Origin of the sequence: Leptospira yanagawae serovar Saopaulo str. Sao Paulo = ATCC 700523 (assembly GCF_000332475.2) — a bacterium.
Lineage (GTDB): Bacteria > Spirochaetota > Leptospiria > Leptospirales > Leptospiraceae > Leptospira_A > Leptospira_A yanagawae.
Window position 1 is genome coordinate 1,025,723 of sequence record NZ_AOGX02000015.1, and the last position, 11,290, is coordinate 1,037,012.

Genomic DNA, 11,290 nt, shown 5'->3' on the forward strand with positions numbered 1-11,290 from the left:
TCATTGATTTAAGAGAAATTATCTTTATAAAAATCTCAGAATGGAAACAAAGATCATTCTTCGCAATTTTAACTATGTCGTATGTACACTTCTATTTTGTTTCCCAATTTTTTCAATTTCCGGCACTGAGAAGGTAACCCTTCACTTAAAATGGTTACACCAATTCCAATTTGCTGGTTATTATGCTGCCTATGAAAAAGGATTTTATAAAGACGTTGGTCTTGATGTTGAAATTATAGAAAGCACTGTCGGTATTCGAGGGATTCACGAAAAAGTCGTAGCCAAAACTGGTCAATATGGTGTAGGAAGTAATGAATTGTTACTCCAAAGGCATATGGGAAAACCGGTTGTCGTATTAGGAGTAATTTTCCAACACTCCCCTTCCGTTTTATTTTTTAAAAAATCTTCAAATGTGCAAAGTATCCATGATCTTTTTGGCAAACGAGTTATGTTAACTCCTTGGATCGAAGAGATAGTTGCTTATTTGAAAAAGGAAGGTATTAACAAGTCAGATTTACAACTCTTAGAACATCGATTTAATCCTAGAGATTTAATAGAAGGTAGAGTTGATGCATATTCTGGTTATTCAACTACCCAAGCATATGATTTTAAAAAAGCTGGTTTCCCAGTGGTAGCTTACTCACCACGTTTAGCAGGAATTGACTTTTACGGAGATAACTTTTTTACAAGTGAAGAAGAACTCAAAAAATATCCTAATCGAGTAAAAGCGTTTCGTGAAGCTACTTTATTAGGTTGGCAGTATGCGATGAGCCATCAGGAAGAAATTGCGGATATCATATACGAAAAATATTCAAAAAGGTATTCCAAAGAACGTTTGTTATTTGAAGCGCAACAAATGGTACCTCTCATTCAACCGGTTCTTGTCGAAATGGGTTATATGAATCCTGGAAGATGGAAACATATTAACGATATTTATTTTGAACTGGGAATGTTGCCAAAAAATATTAATTTAAAGGGATTTATTTATGATCCAAATCCACCAACAAATTACGATTGGATTTATTATACATTTTTTAGTTTAATTGCAGGGGTTGGAATTGTTTGGTTGGTGCAATGGAGAAGACTAAATAAACAATATTCTGAAAATTTAAAATTACAAGTAAGAGAGAGAACAGAAGAGTTAAGACAATCTAACGAAAGTTTACAGATTCTGAATCAAAGTTTGGTAAATACTTTAAAAGAACTTACTGAAGCCCAAGATCGTTTGTTGGCATCTGAAAAATTAGCGGTTTTAGGACAATTGGCGGCCGGGATGGCTCATGAATTGAATACTCCTTTAGGAGCAATTGTTTCTTCTAACTACTCATTGAATGATTTTTTGAAAAATAAACTTCAGTCTGTTATCGCTACAATTTTGACATTTGATGACGAAGATACAAAACGTTATCAGTTGGTTTTAACAGAGAGTTTATTGAACCAACCATATATTGAGGGGAAATCAGAAAGGACATTAAAAAAAGAATTATACTCTCAATTTTCAGATAATGAAAAAATGGATTTATATGGTGATCATATGCAGATGGTAATCGAAACAGGATTGTTTCGGATTCCAGATAAAATTAACTATATATTAGAAAGTGACCGATCCTTAGAAATTTTACAAGTAGTGTCTAGTATTCATTCAGCTTATCGATGTAACCAAATTATTTCCGTTGCCTCTGAAAAAGCCACTCATGTAATTCGTGCCTTAAAAAATTACCTTGTCTCTGACAAAGAAAATACTACCAATGAATCCATTATCGACTTGGAATCAGAAATTGAAACGATTTTATCATTATATCATTATAATTTAAATAAAGTAACGGTTGTTAAAAATTATGGTCCAAATAAACTTTGTTTCGGAAATCGTGACAAATTGAACCAAGTTTGGATTAATTTAATCAATAACGGATTACATGCGATGTCCTATATGGGCACATTAGAAATAAAAATCAAAACAGAGGGGACATGGGTTAAAGTATCCATCATTGACTCAGGTGTGGGAGTGCCTGATTCAATCAAAGATAAAATATTTGATCCATTTTTTACTACAAAACCAAATGGGGAAGGAATGGGTTTGGGATTGGACATTTGTAAAAAAATGATTTTACAAATGGGTGGAAAAATTGAATTGGAACCGGTCACAACGGGTGCATGTTTTTCTGTATGGTTAAAACAAGCTCAACTTTGATTTGTGTTTGAACTGTATCGATATATATATATCAAATTTCTTATTTACTGAATTTCTATGGAACCTTTAAAAAATATTTATTCAAACGAATTGATCAAAAATCTAAGTGATGTGGTATATACGGTGGACCCAAAAATCACACCAAAAACATTTCAATCAAAGGTTTTCGAATCTCCTTGGAAAAAATTTGAATTAAAAGAAAGAATCAATCGGATCGCCGATGTTTTTGTTTTTTTTTGGAACGAACCACTTCATTTAGTGGAACCAAAATTACTCCGATTGATTGAGTTGTTACGATCAAACGGAGTTCAAAATTTTAATTTTCCTTATATATTCGTGAATGATATTGTAACCAAATCAGGTTTAAATGATTTTGTTACTTCCATGCGAGTTTTAGAAAAAACTACTGTATTCTCCAGTGCTGAATTTGCCATCAGATTTTATTACCAATCTCATTTTGAAAGTACGTTAAAACAAATGATATTATGGTCAAAACATAAAGAAGCATATGTTAGGCGTTTAGCAAGTGAGGGAGGTCGTCCTTTACTTCCATGGGGGATTGGAATACCAGAAATCAAACGAAATCCAGATATACATCTTCCAATTTTAGAGAATCTATGGGATGATGAAAACGAAGTGGTTCGTCGCAGTGTTTCCAATCATCTCAATGATATTTCAAAAATGAATCCTGACTTGGTATTGGAATTTTGTAAAAAACGATTTGGTGTTTCTGAAGTTTTAGACAAAAATTTAAAACATGCGTTACGTGGATTGTTGAAAAAAGGGAACCACAATGCACTAACAATTTTCTCTTACGATACTAAATGGAAACCAAGTCTTTTGAAATTCACTTTAAAACAAAAAGTGGTTAACATTGGGGATTCTTTAGAATTTGAAATTCAATTCCAACAAAAATCTAAAAATCAAGAAAAGATTCGAATTGAATATAAAATAGGTTTTTTATTGGCAAATCATTCGTATGGTTATAAAACTTTTAAAATTTCAGAAAAATTGATCCCTTCGAACGAAAAAGTGAAAATTGTCAAAAGGCATTCATTTAAAAAGATAACAACTCGAGTATATTATCCAGGTATACATAAGATTACAATCATATTCAATGGTAGGGAGTTTGAAAGTTTGGAATTCAAATTAGTAAACAAACAATGAAAAAAATAAAATGGAATCATATATCAATTTTCATTTTGGTTCTGATACTAAATTTAAATTGTTCTATATTTTATTCTTCGGAACGAATTTTATCAGATACTCGATTTCCAATCAAAAACAAAACTTTGTCTTATGAATTGATTGGATGGGATGAAGAATTGGATAGAAGGCGGGTGACTTATTTACTAAGTGCATTACAAAATTCCCAAAAATTTAAGTCAGTGCAACATTATGCCCAAACAAAATCAGATCTGCATTTACAAATCATATTAGAGTCTAGCCCAAAATTTAGATTTTTTATGGGAGAATCTTCTGAACCAGTTTCCTATATGGCGGAACGAGAACCTGGTCGATTTACAGTTTATCTTTTGAATCGTTTTTTAGCAGTGAGTACTTTTTTTGTGATTCCTGATATTGACTATGATGATGATCGTATTCTCTTCCGAACGATAAAATCAGGTAAAATACTTTCCGAAAAAAGATATCCGATTGAGTCATATCGAATTTTTGGTTGGGTTTCTGTGTTGCTTATGTGGGCCGATGATCGAGATGAATGGAAAACCATTTTAACTGAAAAAGTAAACGAGTATTTAGTGGATATAAAAGATGAAATATAACCAAATTAAAATACTTTCTGTAAATACTTTATTCATACTAATTTCGTTTTGTTTTCAATGTGCAGCCATTCCAAGTGCTGTGCAAACAAAAGAAAGAAATTTGACTACTTATTCTCAAAATTCATTCAAACTTGTATTTACTGGTTTTTATCGATATGAAAAGGAAAAAGATTTAATTCATAATAAATTAGTCGAGAAAGGTTACAAAATCGATCAGAACTCAACTTTTCAATTAGAGATCATTCTCCAAAAAAAAGAACCAAAATATAATTCCGAATTTTTTCACAAACTTCATTTTTTATTAACTTTCTTTTCAGGTGGGATCATTCCAACACATATTCGTACCGAACATACTGTTACTTTCCGTTATTCAAAATCGGATGATATATTACAAGAGAAGGTGTATTTTGTTGGGATGGATCAGTTCCGTGGGATCCCTATTTTTGTATTTATGATCACTCATTGGCCAAATCAAATCTTTAAAGATCAATTGTTGGAGACTATTAATATGGAGTTCATACCCCAATGAGATTTTTTATTTTAGTTATTATATTTGGATTCAATTCATGTTTGGGATACTTTTATAAAGTATCACCCAATGAAAAAATGGATTACTTTATTTTTTCTGGTAATAAACGTACATATTTAGTCCATTATCCAAAAAAATGGGATGGTCTTCCTATACCAATGTTAGTTGCACTTCACGGTCGTTTTGGCACAGGTGTTACCATGTCAAAACAAACCAAGTTAAATGATTTATCAGACCAAAAAGGGTTTATTGTATTATATCCCGATGGATATAAAAGAAGTTGGGCGGACGGTAGGGGAAATTCTCCAGCTGATGAAGACGGAATCAATGATGTGGTTTTTATAGAATCAATTGTGAAAAGAATGATCGCAGAAGGATCAGTGAATGCAAAAGAAGTATATTTGGTAGGACACTCCAATGGTGGTTTTATGGCACAACGTATGGCCATAGAAAAACCTGAATTATGGAAAGGAGTGATGAGTGTGGCAGCTCAGATTTCTGTTGCACAATTAAAATCCAAATTAAATTTTAAAACAAAACCTGTTTCTGTTGCAATTATGGCTGGAACAGAAGATCCTTTAGTTCCTTACGGCGGTGGTTATGTGAAAAATGGAAAAGAAGTCATTTCAGTGTCTGATAGCATACAACGTTGGAAAGAGTGGAATGGTTGCCAAGACAACACAAGGAATCAATCCAAACAGTATGATGAAAATGGATTCAAAATCGTAATTGAATTTTATCGTTATGAAGATTGTTTAGAAAATACAAAAGTGGAACTAATCCAGATGAATGGATTAGGACACAGTTGGCCTGGAGAAACACCGATGTTACCCTTCATCAACCAAGGTAGAACGACCAATGTTGTCGATGGATCTGCAATGGTTTGGGAATTTATGGAAAGTCTCAAATGAATGGCAAATTTGCTTTAGTAACAGGTGCCTCAAGAGGGATTGGACTTTCTGTATCTAAAGTATTACTTGAGTTAGGCTACATTGTATACGGTGTTTGTCGAAATCCAAATCAATGTGAATTCCAAAATCCGAGTTTTCATTTAATCGAATGTGATTTATCGAATCCAAAACAAATCCAAAAATTAATCGATAGTTTTCCAAATCAAGACAAACTTCATGTAATTGTAAATAACGCTGGTTTTGCTAAGTTTGGCCCGATCGAAGAGTTATCACCCGAGAAAATGATCGATATGGTGCACGTAAACTTGTTGGCACCAATGTTGATCACAAATGGTTTCACTCGGATTTTAAAACAAAATGAAGGGCATATATTTTTTATCGGTTCGGTGTCTGGGAATCTTCTTTCACCTTGGGGGAATGTTTATGGTTCTCTCAAAGCAGGCCTTCATCATTTTTCCAGATTGTTATTTGACGAACTTCGTAAATATTTTGTGAAAGTACACCTTTTGATTCCAGACATTACAAAAACCGACTTTTACAAAGATTTAAATATAGAACCTGACACGGATATAAATTCTTTTTTATTGCCAGAACAAATTGCAACTGTTGTCAAACAAATACTAATGGATCAATCTGGAATGATTGTGCCGGAAATTCACGTCTCACCACAGTTATTGAAATTGAAACGAAAAAAATATCTAAAATAAATCATTCCCCAATGGACTGGGCGTCATTAGTAAAGGTTTCTAAAGGAACCTGACCTGAACTTTCCTTTTCTGATCCATCGGAATCTGTTGGAGTGGAGTTAGGTGTTACTTTTGCAATAATAGAATCTTCGTCTTGTTTACGTTTGATGGCTCTAATTTTTCCATCCGTTTCGTACAAACGTTCGATTACTTTTTTTAATAACAAAAACAAAAATTCAGGACTTTCCTGACTCATTTGCACAAAAGTTGTCCGGTTAATGATTCCTAATTTTGCGGTTTCTGAAACTACCACAATCGATGCAGCTCTTGGACTATTATTGATGATCGCCATCTCACCAAAAAATTCACCTGGAAGGATACTTCTTAACTTTGTATGTTTTCCTTCGATTTGTTTGTAAATATCGAGTTGGCCTTCAAACAAAAAAAACATGGCACCGTTAGAGGGAACACCTTCTTTAAAAAGGACTTCTCCACGTTTGATATTGATCATACTGAGTTTTGCGAGTGATTCTTTAAGTCCCATCACTTACCTCAGTGAGATCTTTTAGTTTCTGTTCAGCTTCAATCAAACGTTCCACATAAGTTTGTAAAAGAGCATACACAAACATAGGATTTGAATTTGCAATTCGTATTAAATTCTGTTTGTCCAAAATTCCAAGTTGAGCACGGTCCGATTCTATAAACACTGTCATCGCTCGAGGGTGAGCGGAGATTAACGCAATTTCTCCAAAAAATTCACCAGTGGATAGCTTTCTCACTTCATGAAAATTTCCTTGGTCAGGCGCACCCATTCCAACGGACAAAATTCCACTTAATATAAAATACATTTTTTCATTTGATGGATCACCTTCGCGTACGATGATCTCACCACGTTTGAATGTCTTCGTTGGAACTGTATTAACGAAGTCGAATATGTTGATACGATTATCTTTTTTGGGAATGGACATCAAAGACCGCGATAAATTTCTATCAATTCAGAGATATTTTTGTTCAGAGCATAATCAAGAGCTGATTTTCCGATTTTGTCTTTTAGCTTTGTGTCTCCACCATTGAGTACAAACACTTTAGCCAGCTCTAATATGGCATCACTTTTACCAGGATCAAATTGAATTGCTAGTTCGGAAAGTATAGTTTTCCCTAATTTGTCCTGCTGGTTGATATTGGACCTTCGCTCAACTAGGAATAGTACTAATTTTTTATAGGTTTCGATTTGGTTTGGATCTTTTGATGTTAGGAATTTTTGAACTGCTTTGTGTAATACGGAGAGTCCATTATTGTCTGTTAGGTTTGGATCTGCTCCCATTGTTAATAAAAGGGACATTGTTTCAATTTTATTTCGATTCAGCGCGATATGAAGGGCACTTAACCCACGTTTGTTTTTGGCATTCGGGTTTACACCCTTACTGATCAATAATTTGATCGTTTCTTCGATAAATTTTTGATCCTTTTTTTCCACTTCTAGTTTACAAACTGTTGTGATAAGGTTTTCATCTTCATCATTTAGCGATTGTAAATCGGCTCCATTTGTAACTAACAGTTTAAATGCTTCGGCATCTTTACGTTCAATGGTTGAAAATATCAAACTTACACCATCTTTTTGTTTGTGATTTGGGTTTGCTTTCTTTGATAACAAAAGTTTTGCGATATTTATCTGTTTGTTTTCTAATGCTAAAGACAATGCAGTTTCATTTGTTTTAACATTCTCAATGTCAACGGGAGTCCCTTTTTTTAATAATAAATCCACAATTTTTAATCCTGGCTTTCGCGAGGCTAAGTGGATAGGCAGATATCCTGAAGGATTTGGGTTTTGCGTATCGGCATTTTTTTGGATTAAAAGTTCTGCAATTGCCCACTTGGAAGACTCAATCGAATCTTCTAATGGATTTTTGTTAGTGGATAATGTTTGGTTGGGATTTGCACCCGCATCTAATACTAATTTTAAAAGATTGCTATCATTTTTGGTTAACGCTATTTCAAATAGAGTTTTACCTGCAGTATTTTTTGAATCAACATTTAGTCCTTTTTTTAAAAGTAAGTTGGTTACTGTTAAATTCTTTTTTTCTACTGAATAAAATAATAATGATTCGCCTTCAGGAGTTGTGGCATTGAAATCTGCTCCTCGGTTTAATAAAATTTCAACTCCAGCGGTAAATCCTTTTTCAATTGCATACACAATGGGTCGAATGGATTTAGTATCTTCTATATTTGGATTTGCATTTGAATCGAGAGCAAGAGTTAATAACTTACTATTTTTTTGTTCGATCGCAGAGAAGATAGGTGTCCGACCAGTTAAATCTTGTAAATTGATATTGGCACCATTTTGTAATAGGTAATTGATCGTATCAATTTTTCCTTTTTCAAATGCCAAATAAATTGGTGTTTTACGTGGATTGTTGCGAAGGTTAACATCTGCTTTGCTTTCCACTAAGATTTTCTGAACCGATAAGTTTGCTTTTAAAACTGCTATATGTAAGGCGGTATTTCCATCAGCGTCATAGGCATTTAGATCCGCTCCTTTCTCTACAAGTGTTTTGATTTGATTTGTAAACTTAGATGTGACAACGTAGTGGAGTAAAGTTTTCCCCGACAAATCTCTTTTGTTAAGATCGGCTCCCTGATTTAATAATAGATCAAATTGTTTGGATCGATTTTTTTCCACTGCGATGATGAGGAGTGACTTACCAGAATCATCTGTTGCATTGATATCTCCACCACCAGTGACAGCAGTTTCAAATTCTTTTGGATTCCCTTTTATAAGAATTTGCACCATATCGTAAGTGTTTTGCGTTTCGGGTACGGAAGAGGTTGGTTCCTGTGCAAAGATAGAATTGGAAAGGAGGATTGGAAAAAAAATAATTAGAATGGTGGATTTAAACTTCATTTGGGTAAATATGCTCCTGGATCCAATGCTTGTTGGTCAGGGCCTTTCCTAACTTCAAAATGTAAATGAGGACCGGTAGATTTACCAGTGTTTCCTACCTGACCAATGATATCACCTGAGCGCACTGTGTCACCTTCTTTTACTTGGCGTTCATTTTGATGTGCATAATAAGTATAAATATTATTTTTGTGACTTAAAATTGTTAAGACCCCATAACCTCCGCTAGTTGTAATGGTTCGCCAAACTTTTCCATCACTGACTGCTTTTATTGGAGTACCAACCGCTGCTGGTAAATCTATCCCTGAATGAAATGCTCCAACCTTTCCAGTAACTGGATCAACACGTGTTCCGAAATTTGATGAAACATAACGGTCGTTATCGATTGGAATTTGAAAGTATTTTGAAATATCATCAGAATCGACCAAAGGCCCTCTTTCTTTGGAAACAAACCCTCCAAATACCCAACCTTCCCATTCATCATTCCAATTTACATAAATCCATTTGGAACGAACCCCTGAAATGGTTTCCACTTCCTTTTTCGTATCTAAAATTTTGAGTTTTTCATCTCCAGGAATGGATATGACCACAGAGCCATACTCATTCGGTTCGTCTCGCATACGAAGGTTTGTGGAACGAACATATCGTTTTTCTCCGATTTTTAGTTCGTCTGGATTTTCTTGTGGATAGGAAATGTCTCCAGGTGTTACGTCATAGGAAACAACTTCTGAAGAACTTAAATACCCACCAAATACCCAACCATTTCCATACGCAGAAGAAACTTGGTGCCACAAAGAAGAGATGCCATCGATTGTATCTTCATTTGTAGTAGAACTTTGGATGGATACCTTTATGCCTTTTGGTAACCTTGCGACTACATATCCATTCACATCAGGTTCTGCTCTCATATTTAAGGAACTTGCATTCACCCACATTTCTTTTCCATTTCTAAAATCCGAATAACTGATGTTAGATGGTTCGTTTGAGGTTCTTGATGGTAATGACGATAAGTCTAGAGAAAGGCCTTCCGTGTTTCGTGATTTGACAGCAAGTTTTGTTGGTTGCAATAAATCTTGGGTTGTATAACCTTCTTTTTTTGTTTTGGTGCGAACTAAAACCCAATGAGATCCTTCTTTCTTATCAGTGACATCTTGTTTTAATACCATCACCACTTCCAAACTATCACCTTTTTTTACCTTAACTTGTGAACGCATGTTAGGTTTTGATGAGGGCTCAAGTAACAAATAAAAATTTTCAGAAGCGATGGCTGTTAACGATTTAGATTTTTTATCGGTTGCACCAGGAGCGTTATTATGATCCGTGATTCCTTCTGCTAATTTTAAATCGATTGGTGAAGAGGAAATTTTTAAACCAGGAAATCGACTTTGAACCTTACCTACAAATTCATTGTATTTTTGGAGGATTTCTTCCTGTTTCTTTTGGTTTTTTTGGATCAATCCAGATTGTTTCTCTTTGTCCCTTTCTTCCAGTTTTGTTTGAGACAAAATGGAAATGTTACATAATACAAATACAATTGTGAAAGAAAACAGATTTTGTCGTTTCATAAAATAAACTTAAAATAAGCAAAAAAAGAGTGATTGGTCAAGGTTTTTTGTTTAGTCTTCTTCAGGTAAAAGGGGAGTCAGGAAAAAAGAGATAAACTCTAGTTTTCCTCGCATAGACGATTTTTCATAAATAGATGCAGTTTGGTTTTCTATGGTGCGTAAACTTTTTTTCCTGACAGCTGCAATTTGTTTTTGAGAAAACCCTCTTAGCAATAGGATGGCAATTTCCGTTTCGGCTTCCGTTAATTCCCATTCAATCATTTGTGCTTTTGCTTCTGCCCAGAATCCTTTTTCAGGATTCTTTAATATTCGATTGGTTCGTTTGAGATCATGAATTTGGTTTTTCGCCTGTTTGTTTTCGACGGTCTCTTTTTTGACCTCTTTGTACAAAATAAAAACAACTAAAAAAGAGGAGACGGCAATGAACGATTCGATTGTGGCAATGACGATCCTAAATCGATCAAAGTATTCCGGAGGTTTGGTAAGTGTGTAAATTTCTTCCACAATCCAAACTAAAAGTGAGATCACATAAAATACTAAAAAAAGGATACGAACGGTTCTTGTTTCCATCTTTTGATTCAATTTGAGAGATTACTTTTACAGAAGCAAGTATGTTTCTTAGGTGATTTCCGCATTTGCGGAAATCCTCTATTGAAAGAGTATCGGTTTTGTGCGATATTGAGTGAATGAATCGTTGGTTTATGCAAGTTTTGTTGCTTAGTTTT

General features: G+C 34.2%; 11 protein-coding genes. 6 read left to right on the forward strand and 5 right to left on the reverse strand.

Going from position 1 to position 11,290, the window contains the following annotated elements; genetic code table 11:
• Window positions 1–40 precede the first annotated feature (40 nt).
• From LEP1GSC202_RS20385 to LEP1GSC202_RS08615, 6 genes are read left to right on the forward strand one after another with little or no spacing between them, the layout of a single operon-like run.
• Window positions 41–2,191, forward strand: a complete 2,151-nt coding sequence (locus LEP1GSC202_RS20385) for an ABC transporter substrate-binding protein (RefSeq protein WP_015676662.1) — start codon at window positions 41–43, stop codon at window positions 2,189–2,191.
• 57 nt (window positions 2,192–2,248) lie between these two features.
• Window positions 2,249–3,358 carry a DNA alkylation repair protein gene (locus LEP1GSC202_RS08595; RefSeq protein ID WP_015677401.1) on the forward strand — a complete coding sequence of 370 codons (1,110 nt, stop codon included), beginning with the start codon at window positions 2,249–2,251 and terminating at the stop codon, window positions 3,356–3,358.
• Window positions 3,355–3,975: a hypothetical protein gene (locus tag LEP1GSC202_RS08600; protein ID WP_015676759.1), complete on the forward strand. Its 621-nt coding sequence runs from the start codon at window positions 3,355–3,357 to the stop codon at window positions 3,973–3,975. Before LEP1GSC202_RS08595 ends, LEP1GSC202_RS08600 begins: the two co-directional genes overlap by 4 nt.
• Complete coding sequence (locus LEP1GSC202_RS08605) at window positions 3,965–4,504, forward strand: hypothetical protein (RefSeq protein WP_015677424.1); 540 nt, start codon at window positions 3,965–3,967, stop codon at window positions 4,502–4,504. The genes LEP1GSC202_RS08600 and LEP1GSC202_RS08605 overlap by 11 nt, the downstream gene beginning before the upstream one ends.
• Window positions 4,501–5,415, forward strand: coding sequence for a CE1 family esterase (locus tag LEP1GSC202_RS08610; RefSeq protein ID WP_015676964.1), 915 nt, complete (start codon window positions 4,501–4,503; stop codon window positions 5,413–5,415). The genes LEP1GSC202_RS08605 and LEP1GSC202_RS08610 overlap by 4 nt, the downstream gene beginning before the upstream one ends.
• Entirely contained in the window at window positions 5,412–6,122 is a 711-nt protein-coding gene (locus LEP1GSC202_RS08615) for an SDR family NAD(P)-dependent oxidoreductase (protein WP_015677529.1), read from the forward strand. The genes LEP1GSC202_RS08610 and LEP1GSC202_RS08615 overlap by 4 nt, the downstream gene beginning before the upstream one ends.
• A gap of 1 nt (window position 6,123) precedes the next feature.
• Here LEP1GSC202_RS08615 and LEP1GSC202_RS08620 read toward each other — a convergent pair whose 3' ends face one another.
• The 5 genes from LEP1GSC202_RS08620 to LEP1GSC202_RS08640 are packed head-to-tail and all read right to left on the reverse strand — an operon-like array spanning window position 6,124 to window position 11,135.
• Window positions 6,124–6,645, reverse strand: a complete 522-nt coding sequence (locus LEP1GSC202_RS08620) for a Crp/Fnr family transcriptional regulator (RefSeq protein WP_015676982.1) — start codon at window positions 6,643–6,645, stop codon at window positions 6,124–6,126.
• Window positions 6,635–7,069, reverse strand: a complete 435-nt coding sequence (locus tag LEP1GSC202_RS08625) for a Crp/Fnr family transcriptional regulator (RefSeq protein ID WP_015677018.1) — start codon at window positions 7,067–7,069, stop codon at window positions 6,635–6,637. The genes LEP1GSC202_RS08620 and LEP1GSC202_RS08625 overlap by 11 nt, the downstream gene beginning before the upstream one ends.
• Window positions 7,069–9,003, reverse strand: coding sequence for an ankyrin repeat domain-containing protein (locus LEP1GSC202_RS08630; RefSeq protein WP_015676448.1), 1,935 nt, complete (start codon window positions 9,001–9,003; stop codon window positions 7,069–7,071). Before LEP1GSC202_RS08630 ends, LEP1GSC202_RS08625 begins: the two co-directional genes overlap by 1 nt.
• A complete protein-coding gene (locus tag LEP1GSC202_RS08635) occupies window positions 9,000–10,565 on the reverse strand; it encodes a peptidoglycan DD-metalloendopeptidase family protein (protein ID WP_015677220.1) in 1,566 nt (521 codons plus the stop codon). Before LEP1GSC202_RS08635 ends, LEP1GSC202_RS08630 begins: the two co-directional genes overlap by 4 nt.
• Window positions 10,566–10,616: 51 nt before the next feature.
• Window positions 10,617–11,135: a helix-turn-helix transcriptional regulator gene (locus LEP1GSC202_RS08640; RefSeq protein ID WP_015677363.1), complete on the reverse strand. Its 519-nt coding sequence runs from the start codon at window positions 11,133–11,135 to the stop codon at window positions 10,617–10,619.
• Between the last annotated feature and the right edge of the window lie 155 nt (window positions 11,136–11,290).

Excerpts from the sequence above, each read along its gene's own strand:
- LEP1GSC202_RS20385 (WP_015676662.1), top strand. The coding sequence starts at position 41 with ATGGAAACAAAGATCATTCTTCGCAATTTTAACTATGTCGTATGTACA.
- LEP1GSC202_RS08595 (WP_015677401.1), top strand. The coding sequence starts at position 2,249 with ATGGAACCTTTAAAAAATATTTATTCAAACGAATTGATCAAAAATCTA.
- LEP1GSC202_RS08600 (WP_015676759.1), top strand. The coding sequence starts at position 3,355 with ATGAAAAAAATAAAATGGAATCATATATCAATTTTCATTTTGGTTCTG.
- LEP1GSC202_RS08605 (WP_015677424.1), top strand. The coding sequence starts at position 3,965 with ATGAAATATAACCAAATTAAAATACTTTCTGTAAATACTTTATTCATA.
- LEP1GSC202_RS08610 (WP_015676964.1), top strand. The coding sequence starts at position 4,501 with ATGAGATTTTTTATTTTAGTTATTATATTTGGATTCAATTCATGTTTG.
- LEP1GSC202_RS08615 (WP_015677529.1), top strand. The coding sequence starts at position 5,412 with ATGAATGGCAAATTTGCTTTAGTAACAGGTGCCTCAAGAGGGATTGGA.
- LEP1GSC202_RS08620 (WP_015676982.1), bottom strand. The coding sequence starts at position 6,645 with ATGGGACTTAAAGAATCACTCGCAAAACTCAGTATGATCAATATCAAA.
- LEP1GSC202_RS08625 (WP_015677018.1), bottom strand. The coding sequence starts at position 7,069 with ATGTCCATTCCCAAAAAAGATAATCGTATCAACATATTCGACTTCGTT.
- LEP1GSC202_RS08630 (WP_015676448.1), bottom strand. The coding sequence starts at position 9,003 with ATGAAGTTTAAATCCACCATTCTAATTATTTTTTTTCCAATCCTCCTT.
- LEP1GSC202_RS08635 (WP_015677220.1), bottom strand. The coding sequence starts at position 10,565 with ATGAAACGACAAAATCTGTTTTCTTTCACAATTGTATTTGTATTATGT.
- LEP1GSC202_RS08640 (WP_015677363.1), bottom strand. The coding sequence starts at position 11,135 with ATGGAAACAAGAACCGTTCGTATCCTTTTTTTAGTATTTTATGTGATC.